Source organism: Gallaecimonas xiamenensis 3-C-1, assembly GCF_000299915.1.
Classification (GTDB): Bacteria; Pseudomonadota; Gammaproteobacteria; order Enterobacterales; family Gallaecimonadaceae; genus Gallaecimonas; species Gallaecimonas xiamenensis.
Genome location: NZ_AMRI01000010.1, coordinates 36,497 through 55,456, shown reverse-complemented (window position 1 = coordinate 55,456; position 18,960 = coordinate 36,497). Strand labels below are relative to the sequence as shown.

Sequence of the window (18,960 nt, the reverse complement as noted above, 5' to 3'; positions counted from 1 at the left end):
ATTTATTGGCAGTGACTGACAGGGTCAGTCTTCACAGTCCCACATCATCCGTTCGTCCAATACCAAGCCGGGGTCTAGCTGGGATATATGGGCGACTGTGGTGTGGCTGTGGTCCAGGTCACGTATGGTGACCAGGTCGTCCGAGTCGTCGATAGCGACGATACGGCCTATACCGTTTAGACTCTTGTAAAACATCCCTACCGACAACATCTCCTTACTCACCATTGGAAGCTCCTCCTTTGTCTTGCTAGGCTGCCATTAAAAAATATGGCACATGGAATAAAAAATGGCCTACTGGTTGATGAAAACCGAACCCGACCTGTTTTCTATTCAGGATCTCCTCAGTCAAAAAGTCAGTCCCTGGGACGGCGTGCGCAATTACCAGGCCCGCAATTTCATGAACGACATGGCCCTGGGGGACAGAGTCTTTATCTACCATTCCAGCTGCAAGGACGTGGGTATTGCCGGCATAGGGGAAGTGGTCAAGACTGCCTACCCGGACCATAGCCAGTTCGATCCCCAAAGCCCCTACTTCGACCCCAAGGCCAGCCCCGACAAACCCCGCTGGACCCGGGTCGATTTGGGCTTTGTGGAAGCCTGGCCGGCGGTATTGTCCCTGGCCCGCCTCAAGGCCGACCCGGCCCTGGCCGAGATGGCCTTGGTGCAAAAGGGCAGCCGGCTGTCGGTAATGCCGGTGAGCAGCGGCCAATGGCAGCACATATTGGGACTAAAACCGTGAAGAAGGCCAAGTACCTTGACGCCCTGGCGCCCCTGCAACGGGAGCTGGTGCAACTGCAGCAGTGGGTCCAGGCCCAGGGACTGAGGGTAGTGGTGCTGTTCGAAGGGCGCGACGCCGCCGGCAAGGGCGGCATCATCAAGACCCTGACCCAGCACCTCAATCCACGCCACGTCAAAGTGGTGGCCCTGGGCGTGCCTACCGAGCGGGAACAGAGCCAGTGGTATTTCCAGCGCTACAGCGCCCACCTGCCTGCTGCCGGCGAATTGGTGCTGTTCGACCGCTCCTGGTACAACAGAGCCGGGGTGGAAAAAGTAATGGGCTTTTGCAACGACGAGGAGTACGAGCGCTTTTTAGTCAGCTGCCCAGTCTTTGAAAAAATGCTGGTGGACGACGGCATAGTGCTGATCAAGTACTGGCTCAACGTCTCGCCGGAAGAACAGGAAAGGCGCTTCCAGGCCAGATTGGACAATCCCCTTAAGCGCTGGAAGTTCTCCAAGATGGATCTGGAAGGCCGCGAGCGCTGGCAGGCCTACGCCAAGGCCCGCGACCGCATGCTGGACGCCACCGACAGCGGCCATTGCCCCTGGTACATCATCGACGCCAACGACAAGAAAAAGGCCCGCCTCAACTGCATCAGCCACCTGCTTGGCCTGCTGCCTTACCGGCCCCAGCCCTACCCGCAAGTAACCCTGGGGGACGTCAAAGGCAAGGAGCTGCCCCCGGGCAAAGACCGCCACTGGATCCCTGAGCCCTATTGAAAAAGGCGCCCTGAGGCGCCTTTTTTACCCTTTGATGTCGTTTTCGAAATCGGCGCGGGCGATATGCCGCACGTCTTTACCCTTGACGAAATAGATGATGTATTCGCAGATGTTCTGGCAGCGATCGCCGATACGCTCCAGGGCACGGGCCGCCCACATCACTTCGATGACCTTGGGGATGGAGCGAGGATCTTCCATCATGTAGGTCATCAATTCCCGGAACAATGACTCGTACTCCCGGTCCACCCGCACGTCTTCGGCGTGCAGGGCCAGGGCCGCATCCACGTCCATACGGGCGAAGGCGTCCAGGGTGTCGCGCACCATTTTCAGCACATGGTGGGCCATGGATTCGAGGCTCACCAGCAGGGTCATCTGCTGGGTCTCAAAGCTGCCCTGGGCAATCTTGGCGATGCGCTCTGCAGTGTCACCGATGCGTTCCAGGTCAGCAATGGTCTTGATGATGGCGATCACCAAGCGCAGATCCGAAGCGGCTGGCTGGCGCTTGGCGATGATGCGGGTGCACTCTTCGTCGATGGCCACTTCCATGGCATTGACCTGGCGGTCACCGTCAATAACCTTTTCGGCCAGAACGGTATCCCGGTCATGAACGGCGCGGATAGCGTCATCCAACTGCTTTTCCACCAGGCCGCCCATGGTCAGCACCATGTTGCGCACATGCTCCAGTTCCTGGTTGAACTGTCCGGAGATGTGCTTGGAAAGATTCATGTTGTCCATGGCGTCTCCTTAGCCGTAACGACCTGTGATGTAGTCTTCGGTTTTCTTCTTCGCCGGTTTGGTGAAGATGGTGTTGGTGTCGGCGTACTCGATCAGTTCGCCCATGTACATAAAGGCAGTCTGGTCCGATACCCGGGCCGCCTGCTGCATGTTGTGGGTAACGATAACCACGGTGAAGTTCTTCTTCAGATCGTTGATCAGCTCTTCAATGGTCAAGGTGGAAATAGGGTCCAGGGCCGAGGTGGGTTCGTCAAGCAGCAGCACTTCGGGCTCGATGGCGATGGCGCGGGCGATCACCAGGCGCTGTTGCTGGCCGCCGGACAGGCCAAAGGCGTTGTCGTGCAGGCGGTCCTTGACCTCTTCCCAAAGGGCCGCCCCCTTAAGGGACTGCTCCACCGCTTCGTCCAGCACCCGCCTGTCATTGATGCCCTGCAGGCGCAGGCCGTAGACCACGTTCTCGTAGATGGACTTGGGGAAGGGGTTGGGACGCTGGAACACCATGCCCACCCGCCGGCGCAGGGCCGCCACGTCCACCCCCTTGTCGTAGATGTTGTTGCCGTGCAGGGCTATGCCCCCCTCGATACGGCAGCCGTCCACCAGGTCGTTCATACGGTTGATGCAGCGCAGCAAGGTGGACTTGCCGCAGCCGGACGGGCCGATAAAGGCAGTGACCTGGCCCTTGGGAATGGCCATGGAGATATTGTGCAGGGCCTGCTTCTGGCCGTAGTAGAGGTTCAGCCCCTCTATGGTCAGGGCCGTCTGCTCCGGCGTCAGCTTGTTCAGGTCCAGCTTCTGCTCGCCTGTGGTCATGTCGGGTCGGATGGAGATCATATCGTTACCCTTAAAGCTTAGTGTTCCAGCGATCGGAATTTTTCCCGCAAGTGGTTGCGGATGCCGATGGCGGTGATGTTCAAGGTCATGATCACGCTGACCAGCAGGAAGGCTGTCGCGTAGACCAGAGGCCGGGCCGCTTCCACATTGGGACTCTGGAAGCCGACGTCATAAATGTGAAAGCCCAGGTGCATGAACTTGCGGTCCAGGTGCACAAAGGGGAAGTTGCCGTCCACCGGCAGTGTCGGGGCCAGTTTGACCACCCCCACCAGCATCAGTGGCGCCACTTCACCGGCCGCCCTGGCCACCGCCAGGATAAGGCCGGTCATGATGGCGGGGCTGGCCATGGGAATGACGATACGCCACAGGGTCTCGGCCTTGGTGGCCCCCAGGGCCAAAGAGCCCTGGCGCAGGCTCGACGGAATGCGGGTCAGGCCCTCTTCGGTCGAAACGATCACCACCGGTAGGGTCAGTATGGCCAAAGTCAATGCCGACCAGAGCACCCCTGGGCTGCCGAAGGTGGGAGTGGGCAGGGCTTCTGGGTAGAAGAGCTGGTCGAGGCTGGAACCCATGAAATAGACGAAAAAGCCCAGGCCAAAGACCCCGTAGACGATGGAAGGCACCCCGGCCAGGTTGATAACGGCGATGCGGATCACCTTGGTCACCGCGTTCTTACCGGCGTATTCATGGAGGTAAATGGCGGCAATAACCCCGAAAGGTGTCACTATCACCGCCATCAGCAGCACCATGAACACGGTGCCAAAAATGGCCGGGAACACCCCCCCTTCGGTATTGGCTTCCCGGGGCGCGTCGGACACAAAGCGACCCAGCTGCACGAAGTAGCGGCCGGTCTTGGCCAGCAGCCCCATGTCGTTGGGGTAACTCACATCCAGCACCTTGTCCAAGGGTAGCTTGATATCGCGCCCGCCCATTTCCCGGACTATGACAAAGCTGCCTTGCATGGCGTCGCGCAGGGCAAAGAGTTCTTTCTCCAAACCCTGGTATTGCTCATGCAAGGCCTGGCGCTTGGCTTCCAGGTCGGCCTTGGCTGCGGCGGTCAGGGCACCGTCCAGCTCCAGGCCGCGCTCTTGCAGGCGCAGCCGCTCCAGGTCGTAGTTGATACGGCCGATGTCCTTGCTTTGCAGGTCTTGGGCCTGTTCACGCAGGGCCTCTATCTCTTCCAGGCGCGTTTCCAGCTCGGCTTTCACCGTCTCGCCGGAAATGGTCTGACCATTTATATCCAAACCCTGGATAAAACCGTAGAAATTGCCGTTCTCTTCCCGCTCCAGCACCGCCAGCCCTTGGGGGACGGTCTGGGACAGGATGTCGGGCGCCAGCAGAGTGCGAAAATCCAAGCCCACCACGTCGCGGTTACCGGTCTTGATAAGGTAGCGGGTCACGTCGGCATCGTCGGCCAGCCCCGGCAGGGCGATGTTGTTGTTGCGCAGCCGCTCGACCGGCACCTGTTCCTTGTCGTAGATCTCCCCTATCACCACCTTGGCACCGCCATCGGCCTGGCGTACCTCAAACTGGTAGACGTCGGCAGGCCAGAAGTAGGTCAGGCCGCGCCAGGCAATCAGCAACAGCAGGCCCAGCACCGAAATAAGGCTGATGCTGACGGCGCCTGCCGTCATCCAGATCCAGGGAGAGCCTGATTTAAACCAATTGTTCATGCCAATCCTCAATCCGGTGCTTAGAGAGAGCTGTATTTTTCGCGCAGCCGCTGGCGAATGAACTCAGCGACAGTGTTGAACAGGAAGGTAAAGACAAAGAGCACGAAGGCTGCCAGGAACAGTACCCGGTAATGGGAGCTGCCCACTTCCGACTCGCCCATCTCAACGGCGATGTTGGCTGACAGGGTGCGCATCCCTTCAAAGATGTTCCAATCCATGATGGCGGTATTGCCGGTGGCCATCAGCACTATCATGGTTTCACCCACGGCGCGGCCAAGGCCCATCATCACCGCCGAGAAAATACCGGGGCTGGCGGTCAGCAACACCACTCGGCTCAGGGTCTGCCAGGGGGTGGCCCCCAGGGCCAAAGACCCCTGGGTCAGATGTTTGGGCACCGAGAATACGGCGTCTTCAGCGATGGTGAAAATGGTAGGGATCACCGCAAAGCCCATGGCAATACCCACCACCAGGGAGTTGCGCTGGTCAAAGGAGATATTCCATTCATTGGTCACGTACAGGCGGGTATCACCATCGAACAGCCAATGCTCCAGCAGCGGGCTCATGGCCATGCTCAAATAGCCCATCAGCAGCAGCGGCGGCAGCAACAGCAGGGCCTGCCAGCCGTCCGGCACCAGGTGGCGGATACGCTCGGGCATCTTGTGCCAGGCAAAGGCGGTGGCCAGCATGGTCAGGGGCAACACCAACAGCAGGGTGATGATGCCGGGCAGGTGGTCTTCCACCAAAGGCGCCAGCCACAGGCCGGCCAAAAAGCCGAGGATCACCGTCGGCAGAGCTTCCATGATCTCCACCGTCGGCTTGATAAAGCGGCGCATGCCCGCCGACATGAAATAGGCGGTATAAACCGCCCCCGCCAGGGCCAGGGGGGTGGCGAACAGCATGGCATAGAAGGCAGCCTTGATGGTGCCGAACGCCAGGGGCATCAGGCTCAGCTTGGGCTCAAAATCGTCAGAGCCTGAAGTGGACTGCCAGACATAGTCCGGCTCCTTGTAGCCCTCGTACCAGACCTTTTGCCACAGGGCCTTCCAGCTCACCTCGGGGTGTTCGTTTTCCAGATGGAAAAAGTGCAGCTGTTTGCCGTCCACCGCCAGCAGGCCGTTGGCACGGGGGGCGTAAGCACTCATCAAGATGGCATCGCTGTTATTAAGTTCCGCCAGTTCCACTTCTGAGGTGGCATGGAACAGGGCCAGGCGCCCTTGGCTGCCGGTGGCCACAAAACCTTTGCGGTTAAATTCGGTGGTCAGGCTTTGCACCGGCTGACCCAGCTTGAAGTCGCGGATATGGCGAAAACGTCGGCCGTTCTCCCCTACCACTTCGAACCACTGGCCAATGATGCCCTTTTGGGTACCGATCAACAGGGAGTTGGCGCCGGACATCAGGGCCAGGGCCGTGACCGGGTTGCTGGCGTCGGTTACATCCAGCACCTGGGCCAGCTCGGCATTTTGCGGGTCGCTGATGTCGTACACCACCAGTTGGTGGCCGGCCAGGGCGTAGATCTGGCGCAGGTTGGGATTGACCCGCAAGGCAGTGAGTTTACGGCCGTCGGTGGCCAATTCCACCCGGCTCTCGGTCCATTCCTTTTCGCCGGTCAGGAAGTTCTCTTCGGCTTCCAGGCGGGTCAGCCACAGGCGCCCTGTGTCCCCCAAGGCCAAGATAACGGCGCCGTCGTTGTTGAATTCAAAGCCCAGCAGCTTGACGGTGCGCCCCTCTGGCAGCACCTGGTGGGCCTCTTCCCCCAGAGGGAAACTCAGCACAGGTACCGTCTCGCGGCCGGTCTCGGTGTAGTTGACTTGGAAATCCGGCTTGATGATGCGCACTTCATTGCCGCTTTGGGCAATGGCGTAGGCCTGCTGCACCGGCAGTGCCGGCGCCAAGGCACTGATGGGGCCACCCAGATCCAGGCTGGTGAGCGGCTGGCCAGCCTGGTCACCATTGGCGGCAAAAAAATCCAGTTTGCCGGCGGCGTCCAGGCGATAGCCAAGGGCATTTTGCTCATCCAGCCCCAGGGCCAAGGTTTGGCCCTCAACAGCCCAGCTGTGTTCCTCTTCAAGCTCGGCCCCTTTAAAGAGTGGCGCCACCACGTACAGCAGGTAGAAGAAAATCAGCAGCAGGGCCACCAGCACCATCACCCCGCCTAAAGTCACGCCATACTTGGCAAGACGATCCTTGAACAGGCGTCGGCGGTTTGCCGCCAAAAGCAGAGATTGCGCTTGAGCCATGGAGACCTCTGGGGATGGGAAACGGCGGGAATTATATGGAAGTTTTATGACACTAAAGTTACAGGTCACGGCCTTTACAGGCCGCCACCAGGGTGCTAATTCTTTTTATAACAGTAACATAAGGTAGTTTTATGCGTCACTTGGCATTATGTGTTTTTGGTCCAGACAAGCCCGGTATCGTCGAAAAACTGTCCCGACTGGTCTTTGACCACCAAGGCAGCTGGTACGGGGCCAGCCTCGCCCACCTGGCCGGCCGCTTTGCCGGCATTGTCGATGTGAAGGTTCCAGAGGAGCACTACAGCGCCTTTGCCGCCGCCCTGCAGGACATCGACGAGCTGGATATCCGCATCGCCGAAGGCAACCTGGCCCCTGGCACCGGCAACTGCCGGGACGTCACCCTTAACCTGGTGGCCAATGACAGGACCGGCATAGTCCACGAGCTGACCAGTACCCTGTCAAGGCTGGGGGTCAATATCGAAGAGATGACCACCGGCTGCCACCCGGGCCACAACTATGGTGAGCTGTTCTTTGCCAAGGCCCGCCTCAAGGTACCGGCCGAGGTGAAACTGGATGCCATCCGCCAGCAGCTGGAAGACTGCGGTGATGACTGGATGCTGGAACTGGACGAGTAGCTGTCACACAACTGTCATATTGAGGGGCGCCGCCCCCTCTAGAATGACGACTCCTCCGACTTATGGATGTGCGGTCGATGAGCCCTGTCGTTGTCCCCTTTATTGAGAAAGAATTGTCCTGGCTGTCCTTTAACGAGCGCGTGCTGCAGGAAGCCGCCGACAAGTCCGTGCCTATCATCGAACGGATCCGCTTTTTGGGCATCTATTCCAACAACATGGACGAATTTTTCCGGGTTCGGGTGGCCGACGTCAGGCGCCGAGCCCAGCAACACGAAGAAGACGGCAAAGACCCCGAGGCCTTGGTACTGCTGGGGCAGATCCAGCAAAAGGTCATGGCCCTGCAAAGCCGCTTTGACGCCCTCTACCATGAATGCATGCTGGCCCTGGCCCGCTACCACATAGTGCTGGTCAATGAACAGCAGTTGGGGGAAGGCCAAAAAGCCTGGGTGGAGAACTACTTCGAACAGAAGATACTGCGCCACGTCGCCCCCATCATCATCCGCAAGGGGGTGGACCTGGTGGTCAGCCTCAAGGACGACGCCACCTATCTGGTGGTTGAGATCAAAAAAGGCGAGGACGTTCAATACGCCATGGTGGAAGTGCCCGCCACCTCGGTACCCCGCTTCGTCAAGGTACCGGACGACAGCCCCCGCCAGCGCACCACCCTTATCCTGCTGGACAACATACTGCGCCTTTGCCTGCCCCAGGTATTCAAGGGCTTTTTCGACTTCGACAGCCTGGCCGCCTACTCCATGAAGATGACCAGGGACGCCGACTACGAGCTGGAAGACGAGATATCCCTGAGCCTGTTGGAGCAGACCAGTCTGGGGCTCAAGCAGCGATTGACCGCCGAGCTGGTGCGCCTGGTCTATGACCGGGAAATGCCCCAGACCATGCTGGACATGCTGGTGCGGGAGCTGGGGATCAGCAACCTCGATGCCATGGTGCCGGGGGGGCGTTACCATAACTTCAAAGACTTTATGGGCTTTCCCAATGTGGGCCGCAAATACCTGGAAAACCCCAAGCTGCCGCCCCTGACCAGCCGTGATTTTCGCGACCACGACACCGTTTTTGACGCCATCAGCGCCAACGACGTGCTGGTGCACTACCCCTACTACAAGTTCCGCCACTTCACCGAGTTCGTGCGCCAGGCCGCCTTCGACCCCAAGGTCAAGACCATCAAGATCAACTTCTATCGCCTGGCCGGGGACTCGCGCATCGTCCAGTCCCTGATGGACGCGGTCCATAACGGCAAGCAGGTGCTGGCGGTGATTGAACTGCGGGCCCGTTTTGACGAGGCGGCCAACATCGAGTGGGCCCAGAAGATGACCGAAGCGGGGATCCGGGTCGCCTTTGGTATTCCCAGCCTCAAGGTGCACTGCAAACTGTGCGTGGTGAGCCGGGAAGAGGAAGGGGAGCTGCGCCATTACGCCCACATCGGTACCGGCAACTTCCACGAGAAAACTGCCAAGGTCTACACCGACTACAGCCTCTTTACCAAACACCAGGAGCTGGCGACGGAAGCGGACAACGTCTTCGACTTCATCATCAACTCTTACAAACGTTTTAAGTTCAACCACTTGCTGGTATCCCCTGTCAACGCCCGGCGCCGGCTGCTGGCCCTTATCGACCAGGAAATAGAGAACGCCAAGAAAGGCCTGGCGGCGGCCATCACCTTCAAGGTCAACAACCTGGTAGACAGGGAGATAAACCAGCGCCTCTACCATGCCAGTCAAAACGGGGTCAGGGTGCGCCTTATCATCAGGGGCATGTGCTCGCTGCGCCCCGGTGTTGCCGGTCTGTCGGACAACATCAGGGCCATCAGCATTGTCGACCGCTTCCTGGAACATCCCAGGGTGATGGTGTTTCACGGCAACGGCCAGGAGCACGTCTTTATCAGCTCAGCCGATTTGATGACCCGCAACCTCGACCACAGGGTGGAAGTGGGTACCCCCATCCTTGACCCCAGGCTCAAGCGCCGTATTCTCGATACCCTGGACCTGCACTTTCGCGACACCACCAAGGCCAGGCTGCTGGATAAGGACCAGCAGAACAATTACGTCAGAAGGGGCAACAGGCGCAAACTGCGCTCCCAGGTCGCCATATATGAATACCTGATGAGACTGGAACAAGGAGAAGGCCTTGACCGATGAACCGGAGATCCCCCTGGTATGCGTGGACCTGGGCTCCAACTCTTTCCACCTGCTCAAGGCCAGCTACTGCAAGGGGGCCTTTCGGATCCTTAACAAGGCCAAGGAAAGGGTGCGCCTGGCCGAAGGCCTGAGTGACGACCACCAGCTCAGCGAGGCCGCCTTTCAGCGCGGCCTGGACTGCCTGGCCCGCTTCAAGGAGATCATCGGCAACCTGCCTGCCAGCCGGGTGCGCACCGTCGCCACCTATACCCTGCGCCGGGCCGCCAACGGCGATGCCTTTATCAAGGCCGCCAGGGCCGTCTACCCCTACCCCATCGAAGTCATTGCCGGGGCCGAGGAAGCGCGCCTTATCTACCAGGGGGTAGCCCACACCCAACCGGGCCGGGACAGCCGCCTGGTAATGGACATCGGCGGCGGCAGCACCGAGTTTGTCATAGGCCGGGGCCTGGAGACCCGGCGCCTGGCCAGCCTGGCCATGGGTTGTGTCAGCTTCCAGCAACGCTTTTTCAAAGACGGCAAGATAACCGAAGGGGGCTTCAAGGCCGCCGAAACCGCCGCCGCCCAGGAACTGGAGTCCATTGAGCAGAGCTACAAGGACGAGGGCTGGCAACAGGCCATTGGCTGTTCCGGCACCATCAAGGCCGTACAGGCCTGCATCCAGGCTAAATGGCCCAGCGAAAGCGCCATCAGCCTCAAGCGCCTCAAGGCCCTGAAAAAGCTCTGCCTGCAGGCAGGTGAGCTGCAAAAGCTCAAGTTGCCTGCCGTCAACGACGAGCGCCTGCAGGTGTTCCCTGCCGGCCTTGCCATCTTGCTGGCCAGCTTCAAGGCCCTGGATCTAGCCGGCCTGGAATACTCCGATGCCGCTCTGCGCGAAGGCTTGATGTTTCAGATGGAGCCCGGCCTCGGCTTCCAGGACGCCAGGGAACGAACCGCCGCGTCCCTGGCCGCCCAATACCATGTGGACAGGCCTCAGGCCTTGCGGGTGCGCCACCTGGCCCTGGCGTTGTACCGGGCCCTGGGGGACAACCCCGAGCACGCCATGCTGCTGGGCTGGGCCGCCGAGCTTCACGAAGTGGGGCTGCAAATTAACTTCCACGGGGTGCAGCGCCACTCGGCCTATATCCTGGAAAACAGCGACCTTATCGGTTTCAACCAGGAACAGCAGCTGCTGCTGGCCACCCTGGTGCGCTATTCCCGCAAGGGCCTCAAGCAGTTCGCCCTGCCCCGCCTCAACCTCTTTGGGGATGACGAAGTGCGGCTGTTGGTGCGGCTGCTGCGCCTGGCGGTGCTCCTAAATCGGCGCCGCCAAAGCCAGCGCCTGCCCAAGATCGCCCTGCGCCTGGACGGCCAACAGCTGACCCTGCGCTTTCCCGCCCCCTGGCTGGCCCGCCAAGACCTGGTCAGTGCCGACCTTGCCCAGGAGGCACAGTACCAAGCCCAGGCGGGCTGGCCCCTGGTCATCGAATCCCAGGAATGAAAAAGCCGGCTTGTGCCGGCTTTTTTAATTGCGGGTCAGGGCAAAGCGGTTTAGCAGCCCATCGAGCAGGTAGGCAAACACCATCAGTATCGCCACCGCCACCAGCACCGACGAGAAGCGGTAAAGGCTGCCGTAGAGGATGTCCTTGTCCGGTTGCATGTACTGGCCGAAGAGGATGCCGATTGTGGTCAGGGCACCAAAACCCATGCCGGAGCCGGCCCGCTCGATAAGGTGCAGCTTGGCGGTCAGCAACACCGTGATAAAGAGGGCCAGCACCACCAGCAGGAAGTGCTCTATCAAGTCGTACATCAGCACCTGCACCACGATCGCCAGGGCGCAGCCCAAAGCCACCCCCCTGGCCCGGTTCCAACCGGCAATCAGGGTGCCCTGGTAGGTCATGGGAAAGAGCACCAGCATGGTGGCCACCTGGGCCGACAGGGAGTCTTTGAGGTCCATGGCCTGGAACACCATAAAGGACAGGGTCGCCAGCACGGCCCCCATCAGGGTGCGGTGGTTTACCTGGGATGGACTGAGGTTCAGCTTGGGGGGCGCCGGTACCGGATCGGTCTCGGGAATAATCCAATAGAGCAAGGCGGCGCTCACCACCGACAGGGTCGAAGCCAGGCCGGTGGCCACCACCATATCCATGATGTTGGTGGTGGGGTAACTGGAAAAATGCAGCAGGGTAGACAATGTCACCAGGCCGGTGGCCCCCAGCAAAAAATAGGGGGTGGAGGCCATCAGCCGAAAATGCCAGCAATAGACCAGGAACACTCCCAGGGTCATCAACAGGGGATAAGGCTCGAAGAAGGCGCAGAGCAGCCAGATCTCCACCACGTTGAGCGCAGCCCCAAACAAGAATTGGGCGGCGATCAGGCGGTCGAACTTGGGCAGCATGCCCAGCAGCAGCATGGGGTAGACGGTAAAGAAGACCCCATAAGGCCAGTTGGCCAGCTTGGACACCAGAAAGCCGATACAGCTGCCAAGGGCTATACGCAGCAGCCGGCGTTGCTCCTGGGCGCTCAGCTCAGTAGACATAGTGCAGCAGGCTCACGACGCGCATCTGGACTTTGCCCAACCAGTCGATGACGACGTTCTGGCTGGCCTCGAGCATCACGGTAGCCCTGGACCCTGACACCAAAGAAGCCGGCAGGCGCTCGTCCAGGTTCACATAGACCCTGACCCTCTGGGCGTCACGCACCCAGCGGTCACTCTGCTCGGGCTGGGCCAATTGGCCGTTTGGCAACAGCTGCCCCTGGGCCACGCCCTGATCACGGCTGCTCAGAGTGGCGTTAAACACCTGTCCCGGCAGGGCGTCGAATACCACCCATGCCTGGGCACCGTCTTTAACCCTGGCCAGGCTCTTTTCACGAAAATCGGCGGCGATACGCTCCTTGCCGCTGACCACCAGGGACAACAACGACTGCTTGGCCTGGGTCTGGACACCGGCCACCAGCTGCAGGTTGGAGATAACGCCGTCTTCCGGCGCCCGCACCTGGGTGCGTTCCAGGTTGAGCCTGGCCTGGGCCAACTGATTACGGGCTTGGCGAAGACGCAGGTTCTGCTCGCCGCTCTCCCCCAACTGGGCTTGCACGGAGCGCTGCTGTTGCTGGGCGGCAACCAGGCTGGCGGCAGTAGCGTCAACATTGGTGGCGGTCTGGTCCAGCTGCTGCTGGCTGACCAATTTTCGCCCGCGCAGGGCCTCAAGGCGGTTGAACTCTCGCTTGGCCTCGGCGGCGGCCACCTGGGCCTGGCGCACCGCAGCCCCGGCCTGGGCCAACTGGGCCCTGAGGCTGTCATTGGTCTGCTGGGCCTCGCTCAGGGCCAGCTCGGCCTTTTCCACCGCCAACTGGTAGTCCCTGGGTTCAATGCGAAACAGCAGATCACCGGCCTTGACGGCCTGGTTGTTGCTGACCGCCACTTCCACCACCTCACCGGCGACCTGGGGCGCTATGGTCAGCACCGGGCGTTGCACCATGGAATGGGGGGTCATGGGAATGGTCATATCGGCCATCAACACATAAGCGAGCACCAGCAGGAACAGCGCCACGGCACGGCGCATCCAGCGGTTGAAATGCTTGTCGGCAGTCATTTTTTCTCCATCGCAAGAACAGACTGAGCGTTGCTAATCACGGTTTCGAGGACCTCGTGGAGGGTCTGACGCTGCTGGGAGGAAAGGCCCTCCAAAAGATCCTGGCGCCCCTTGGCGGCCAGGGCCGCCACCTCCTGGATAAGTTCCAGGCCCTTGGGGGTAAACCAGAGAGTGCGACAGCGGGCGTCAGCCGGACTGGGACGGCGCTCAACAAGGCCGGCCTCTTCCAGTTGGTTAAGGGTGCGCAGCAAGGAGGGTTGTTCGACGCCGATATTGGCGGCCAAGGCACTCTGGGTGCAGCCCTCCCCCATGCGCTGCAAGTGCAGCAAGGCTATCCAACGGGTTTGGGTCAGGCCCAGTTCGGCCATGTACTTGTCTACGGCGGCGCGCCAGCTAAAGGCAGCCCGGCTTAGCAGCCAACCTAAGTTGCTTTCCATCTGCCCTCCTTACTTAGCAGGCTAAGAATAATAGCATCTAGTTAGCAGGCTAATCAATTAGCCTATCCAAAAACGCAAAACTGGAACAATCCCGGCCGGGCAAAGCCATTATCATCAAAGCGTCAAACAGGAGGCCCGATGCTCACCAAGACACAGCTGCAACAGTATCTCGACCGGTTGGAACTGGACCGCCCTGCCTCCTTGCCCCAATTGCACCTGGCGCACCTTCGGCACCTGCCCTTTGAGAACCTCGATATCACCTTCAAAAGGCCCATAGTGCTGGGCCACGACCCCATCCTTGGCAAGCTGCTCAATGAGCAGCGCGGCGGCTTTTGCTATGAGCTGAACTACGGCTTTTACTGCCTGCTGCGCACTCTGGGCTTCGAGGTGGCGCTTATCCAGGCCAGGGTCTTTGACGGCGAGGGCAAACCCGGCCCGGACTTTGACCATATGCTGCTCAAGGTCGAGCATGCAGGCCAAAGATGGCTGGCCGATGTGGGCTTTGGGGACAGCTTCCAAGAGCCCCTGGCCCTGATTGAAGGTGAGCAAAGGGAGATGGGCGGCCGCTTTTTGCTGTCCAGGCAGCAAGAGCACTGGCTGATGCAGCGGGACGACAAGGCGGCGCTGTTGATAGACCCAAGGCCCAGGGACCTGGCCGAATTCACCCAGATGGCCGCCTGGCATCAGGGCCCGTCGTCACACTTTACCCGCAAAGCCATCTGTTCCATGGCCACAGCCAGCGGGCGCATCAGCCTCTCTGACAACCAGTTGCTGGTGACGCACCAGGGTGAGCGCAGCACGCTAGCGGTGCGTGACGAGGGCCACTACCGCCAGCTGCTGGCGAAACATTTCCAGGTCCAGCTGCCTTTTGCCGATGTAGCCGGGTGGCTGGCAAAATGGCAATAAAAAAGCCGGGATAACCCGGCTTTTTTGCGTCTTAAGCTTGGCTCAGTGGATGCCGAGCTTGGCCAGCTCACGCTTGGCGACGCTGGCAGGTACCGCCACGTAGCCGTCTTTTTCCACCACTTCCTGGCCGGTCTTGGACAGCACCATCTTCACGAACTCGGCCTGCATGGGATCCAGCGGCTTGTTGGGGTGCTTGTTCACATAGACGTAGAGGAAGCGTGACAGGGGATAGGCGCCAGTCACGGCGTTCTCGTGGGTGGCATCGATGAAAGTCTTGCCGCCATCCTTGGACAGGGGCACCGTCTTGACGCCGGAGGTCTTGTAGCCGATACCGGAGTAACCGATGGCGTTCAGGGAAGTGCTCACCGACTGCACCACGGAGGCCGAACCGGGCTGCTCGTTAACGCTGTTCTTGAAGTCGCCTTTACAGAGGGCTTCTTCCTTGAAGTAGCCGTAGGTGCCGGACACGGAGTTACGGCCGTAGAGCTGGATGTCCTTGGCTGCCCAGTCGCCGGTCAGGCCCAGCTGGCCCCAACGGTCAATAACCTGGCCACCGCACTTGAGGGTGGAGGAAAACACGCCGTCCACCTGCTCCATGGTCATACCTTTGACCGGGTTGTCCTTGTGCACGTACACCGCCAGGGCGTCGATAGCCACACGGATCTCGGTGGGCTTATAGCCGTAGCGCTTTTCGAAAGCCTCAATCTCGCCGGATTTCATCTTGCGGCTCATGGGGCCGAACTGGGCAGTACCTTCGGTCAGGGCCGGCGGCGCCGTGGAAGAACCGGCCGCCTGGATCTGGATGTTGACATTAGGGTACTGGCGTTTGAACTCTTCGGCCCAGAAGGTCATCAGGTTGGCCAGGGTATCGGACCCCACCGATGACAGATTACCGGACACCCCGGTGGTCTTTTTGTAATCGGGCAGGTTCTTGTCCACTGCGGCAGAGGCTGAAGCGGCGAAACCTGAGGCAACCATCAAGCCGACAATGCCGACCATGTTCTTAATTTTCATTACATCGCTCCTGATAAGCGGCGTTGAGAAAAGGTTCACTTCGACGAGTATGTGGCGAACCGATGACAGCCCCATTACTCATTGATGACACTTTTATGACTCACCACCAATTCCCTAGGAATATCAAAGGAAAAGGTACTGCCCTTGCCCAGTGTAGACTGGATGTCCAGCCTTGAGCGGTGACGGCTGAGCACGTGCTTGACGATGGACAGCCCCAGCCCTGAACCGCCGGTATTGCGGCTGCGGGCCTTGTCTACCCGGTAGAAACGCTCGGTCAGGCGCAGCAGGTGCTCCGAGGCAATACCATCGCCACTGTCCTTGACGCTGAAACGGGCACGGCCGTCCGGCAGCAGGCTCCAGCTCACTTCGATACGGCCACCGGCCGGGGTGTAATGAATGGCGTTGGCCACCAGGTTGGTGAAGGCCGACATCATCTGCTCGCTGTCCCCCAGCATCTGGGCCGGGGCGGCCTGGAACAGGATCTGGTGCTGTTTCTGGGCGTTGAGGGCCTGGCTGTCGGCTTCCAGCTTGGTCATCAGGGCCGGCACATCCACCGTTTTCGGGGCTTCCACGTCCTGGCGCACTTCCAGGCGCGACAGGGCCAACAATTGCTCCACCAGGCTGTACATGCGGTTGACCTGGTCGGTCATCATCAGGTGCGGCTTGGCCCAGGGCGAACCTTCCAGGCGCGGATCGTCCCCTATCATCTCCAGATAACCGCGCAGCACCGTCAGGGGGGTGCGCAGCTCGTGGGAGACGTTGGCCACGAAGTCGCGGCGCATCTGCTCCAGCTGCTGCAACCGGGTCACGTCCCTGGCCACCATCAGGGTCTCGCTGGCGGTGTAGGGAATGACCCGGATCTCAACACTGGCCGAGGACATCACCGGCGAGGGGATGATCAAGGGTTCTTGGAATTGCTGTTTCTTGATGTAGGAGACGAACTCGGGGCGGCGCAGCAGGTTATCTACCCGTTGGCCGTGATCCTCTGGCCAACGGATACCGAGGATGTTGGTGGCCAGCTTGTTGCACCAGACAATCTCCCGTTCTTCGTTCATCACCACCACGGCGTCGGGCAGGGCTTCGGTGCCCTCGCGAAAGCGCTTGAGCAGCCGGCCCAGTTCCTTGCGGCGCTTGAGGTTCTTGCGTTGCAGGAAGTAGACGCCGTCAAAGGCGAACTGCCAGGAGCCTGAGCCCCTGGGCGGCGTGAACTGGCGGCCGTCCCACAGCCAGCGGCTGAGCATATGCAGCTGCCAGTAGTGCCAGAAAACCAGGGCCAGGGCACCCAGCAGCAACACCAGCAACGGCGCCCCCAGCAGCAAGCCTACGCCCCCCAGCACCAGCCCGTAGGCCAACAGTGTCCAGCCCAGGCGCCACCAGGAAAAACTATGCATCAATCAGACCCGGCTGGAAAAACGGTAGCCGGCGCCCCGTACTGTCTGTACCAGGCGGTCATGGCCGTGGCCTTCCAGGGCCTTACGCAGGCGGCGGATATGCACATCGACAGTGCGGTCTTCCACATAGACGTTGGTTCCCCAGACGTTATCCAGCAGCTGCTCACGACTATACACCCGCTCGGGATGGGTCATGAAAAAATGCAGCAGCTTGAATTCGGTGGGGCCCATGTCAACGGAGCTGTCAAAGGCGGTCACCCTGTGGGAGACCGGGTCCAGGCGCAGCCCCTGCACTTCGATGACATCATCGACGTTGGTGGGGGACGCACGGCGCATCACCGCCTTGATCCGGGCCATCAGTTCCTTGGGGGAGAAAGGCTTGGTGATGTAGTCGTCGGCGCCCACTTCCAGGCCCCGGACCTTATCCTCTTCCTCACCTCGGGCGGTGATCATGATGATGGGGATCTGGCGGGTGTACTCGTTCTGCTTCATGACCTTGGCCAGTTGCAGGCCGGAACCGCCGGGCAGCATCCAGTCCAGCAACACCAGATCAGGAAAGGGTTCCTGCAGTTTGGCCTGGGCCGAGCCCAGATCCTCGGCCTCGACAGGCTGGTAGCCGTTCTGATCGAGAATAAAGGCGAGCATTTCCCGGATCGGGGATTCGTCTTCAACAATCAATACACGTCTTGCCATGGGGGCATCCCTGTTCATTGCAACTGGCTGACATTATTGTGAAGCATTGTGACACTTTTATGACTCGGCATGCTTCTTCAGCCAGAAATTTACGCATAAGGCACTGATAATAATAAAAAAGGAGGCAATAAGCCTCCTTCTTGCTCAACCCAGAAGCTTAGAACTTCTGTTCCAGGCCAATGCCCAGGTAGTCGGCGTCTTCTTCGCCGTTGATGGCGCTGAATTTGGTGTAGAAACCGAACACCTTGGTGCTGTCGCCCAGCTTGTAATCCACGCCGGCAGAAACGGCGTCTTCATAAGTGGTGCCGCCGATTTCGTTCAGGTCGGAATCCTGGTACTGGACCTTGAAGGTGGCCTTGTCCCACTTGTAGGCAGCGCTGACCAGGTAGCCGTCATAGTCCTTGCTGCTGTCGCCGGACTTCTCGCCGCTCTGGTACATGGCGCCCAGGATGACGGGGCCGAACTTGCCCTGCAGGGTGCCACGGACGGTGTCGTAGCCCTTGACGTCGTCGTCGTAGGCAACGGAGGCAAAGTAGTTGGCTTTCTTAAAGCCGGCATCGCCGTACATCAGGGCCAGGGAGTAACCGTCGGCGCGGTCGTTCTGGTCCACATCCTTGATGCGTTGGTCGGAGTTGTCTTCGGTGATGTAGGAGACACCGGCCTGGAACAGGCCGAACATGGGGGTCTTATAGGTGATGGAGTCACCCATGCGGTTCTCGCCCTTGAACAGGGTCTTGATGTCGCCTTCCAGGTCGTTGAACTGGTCGATGCTGCCCTGGGATTGCTTGAGCAGGGTGTCGTTGCGACCCACCAGCACTTCACCGAAGTTGCCACGCAGGCCGACGAACTGGTTACGGGCCTTGATGTTGTCTTCAGAGCTGTCGGCAGCGCTCTGGTCAGAGACGTTCACTTCCCATTCCAGTTGGTAAATCGCTTCCAGGTCTTCGGTCAGGCCGACAGCACCCTTCACACCAAAGCGAGAGGCATTGCTCTTAACTTCAGTCTTGGCGTCACCTTCATCGGAGTTTTGGACGGTCAGGTTCAGTTTGCCGTAGACGGTGACCGGCTCGGCGGCAGCAGCCACACCAGTCATACCCATCAGCAGCGCAGCAGCAACAGCGGACTTTGCAAATGTCATTTTTTCTTACCCAAAAAAGTGTGCACAAGCACGAAAGGCCTTTCGGCGAACGGC

18 protein-coding genes are annotated in these 18,960 nt (G+C 59.9%); 6 read left to right on the top strand and 12 right to left on the bottom strand.

The annotated features are described in order from the left end of the window. Positions 1–24: 24 nt before the first annotated feature. Positions 25–225, bottom strand: coding sequence for a hypothetical protein (locus B3C1_RS08505; RefSeq protein WP_008484214.1), 201 nt, complete (start codon positions 223–225; stop codon positions 25–27). Between the two features lie 61 nt (positions 226–286). Between B3C1_RS08505 and B3C1_RS08500 the strand changes: the two genes are divergently transcribed. After that, positions 287–739, top strand: a complete 453-nt coding sequence (locus B3C1_RS08500) for an EVE domain-containing protein (protein WP_008484213.1) — start codon at positions 287–289, stop codon at positions 737–739. After that, a complete protein-coding gene (gene ppk2, locus B3C1_RS08495; RefSeq protein WP_035481553.1) occupies positions 709–1,497 on the top strand; it encodes a polyphosphate kinase 2 in 789 nt (262 codons plus the stop codon). The genes B3C1_RS08500 and ppk2 overlap by 31 nt, the downstream gene beginning before the upstream one ends. Before the next feature lie 24 nt (positions 1,498–1,521). On the opposite strand, the gene phoU is transcribed toward ppk2, so the two are convergent. From phoU to B3C1_RS08475, 4 genes are read right to left on the bottom strand one after another with little or no spacing between them, the layout of a single operon-like run. Continuing rightward, positions 1,522–2,232, bottom strand: a complete 711-nt coding sequence (gene phoU, locus B3C1_RS08490) for a phosphate signaling complex protein PhoU (RefSeq protein ID WP_008484211.1) — start codon at positions 2,230–2,232, stop codon at positions 1,522–1,524. A gap of 9 nt (positions 2,233–2,241) precedes the next feature. Then, the gene (gene pstB / locus B3C1_RS08485) at positions 2,242–3,042 is read right to left on the bottom strand and encodes a phosphate ABC transporter ATP-binding protein PstB (protein ID WP_336391113.1); all 801 of its coding nucleotides are present in this window, start codon (positions 3,040–3,042) and stop codon (positions 2,242–2,244) included. Positions 3,043–3,080: 38 nt separating this feature from the next. Then, a complete protein-coding gene (pstA, locus tag B3C1_RS08480; protein WP_008484208.1) occupies positions 3,081–4,736 on the bottom strand; it encodes a phosphate ABC transporter permease PstA in 1,656 nt (551 codons plus the stop codon). Between the two features lie 20 nt (positions 4,737–4,756). Continuing rightward, positions 4,757–6,880, bottom strand: coding sequence for an ABC transporter permease subunit (locus tag B3C1_RS08475; protein ID WP_008484206.1), 2,124 nt, complete (start codon positions 6,878–6,880; stop codon positions 4,757–4,759). A 224-nt stretch (positions 6,881–7,104) separates the two neighbouring features. On the opposite strand from B3C1_RS08475, the gene B3C1_RS08470 reads away from it, so the two are divergent. From B3C1_RS08470 to ppx, 3 genes are all read left to right on the top strand, one after another. Beyond that, entirely contained in the window at positions 7,105–7,605 is a 501-nt protein-coding gene (locus B3C1_RS08470) for a glycine cleavage system transcriptional repressor (protein WP_008484205.1), read from the top strand. 77 nt (positions 7,606–7,682) lie between these two features. Continuing rightward, positions 7,683–9,758: a polyphosphate kinase 1 gene (gene ppk1, locus B3C1_RS08465; protein ID WP_008484204.1), complete on the top strand. Its 2,076-nt coding sequence runs from the start codon at positions 7,683–7,685 to the stop codon at positions 9,756–9,758. Continuing rightward, positions 9,748–11,235 (top strand): exopolyphosphatase, encoded by a 1,488-nt coding sequence (gene ppx / locus B3C1_RS08460; protein ID WP_008484203.1) that lies wholly within the window; start codon positions 9,748–9,750, stop codon positions 11,233–11,235. The genes ppk1 and ppx overlap by 11 nt, the downstream gene beginning before the upstream one ends. 24 nt (positions 11,236–11,259) lie before the next feature. Here ppx and B3C1_RS08455 read toward each other — a convergent pair whose 3' ends face one another. The 3 genes from B3C1_RS08455 to B3C1_RS08445 are packed head-to-tail and all read right to left on the bottom strand — an operon-like array spanning position 11,260 to position 13,764. Beyond that, on the bottom strand, positions 11,260–12,273 hold the full coding sequence (locus B3C1_RS08455) for a DUF2955 domain-containing protein (RefSeq protein ID WP_008484202.1): 1,014 nt from the start codon (positions 12,271–12,273) through the stop codon (positions 11,260–11,262). Continuing rightward, on the bottom strand, positions 12,263–13,327 hold the full coding sequence (locus B3C1_RS08450) for an HlyD family secretion protein (protein ID WP_008484201.1): 1,065 nt from the start codon (positions 13,325–13,327) through the stop codon (positions 12,263–12,265). The genes B3C1_RS08455 and B3C1_RS08450 overlap by 11 nt, the downstream gene beginning before the upstream one ends. Beyond that, positions 13,324–13,764, bottom strand: coding sequence for a MarR family transcriptional regulator (locus B3C1_RS08445; RefSeq protein WP_008484199.1), 441 nt, complete (start codon positions 13,762–13,764; stop codon positions 13,324–13,326). Before B3C1_RS08445 ends, B3C1_RS08450 begins: the two co-directional genes overlap by 4 nt. A 138-nt stretch (positions 13,765–13,902) precedes the next feature. Between B3C1_RS08445 and B3C1_RS08440 the strand changes: the two genes are divergently transcribed. Beyond that, entirely contained in the window at positions 13,903–14,670 is a 768-nt protein-coding gene (locus tag B3C1_RS08440; protein ID WP_008484198.1) for an arylamine N-acetyltransferase family protein, read from the top strand. A 42-nt stretch (positions 14,671–14,712) separates the two neighbouring features. Here B3C1_RS08440 and B3C1_RS08435 read toward each other — a convergent pair whose 3' ends face one another. From B3C1_RS08435 to B3C1_RS08420, 4 genes are all read right to left on the bottom strand, one after another. After that, positions 14,713–15,684 (bottom strand): PstS family phosphate ABC transporter substrate-binding protein, encoded by a 972-nt coding sequence (locus B3C1_RS08435; RefSeq protein ID WP_008484197.1) that lies wholly within the window; start codon positions 15,682–15,684, stop codon positions 14,713–14,715. 74 nt (positions 15,685–15,758) lie between these two features. Next, a complete protein-coding gene (gene phoR / locus B3C1_RS08430; protein ID WP_419177197.1) occupies positions 15,759–17,078 on the bottom strand; it encodes a phosphate regulon sensor histidine kinase PhoR in 1,320 nt (439 codons plus the stop codon). Then, positions 17,079–17,768, bottom strand: a complete 690-nt coding sequence (gene phoB / locus B3C1_RS08425) for a phosphate regulon transcriptional regulator PhoB (protein WP_008484195.1) — start codon at positions 17,766–17,768, stop codon at positions 17,079–17,081. Positions 17,769–17,925: 157 nt separating this feature from the next. Then, entirely contained in the window at positions 17,926–18,906 is a 981-nt protein-coding gene (locus B3C1_RS08420) for a porin (RefSeq protein WP_008484194.1), read from the bottom strand. Positions 18,907–18,960: the final 54 nt, after the last annotated feature.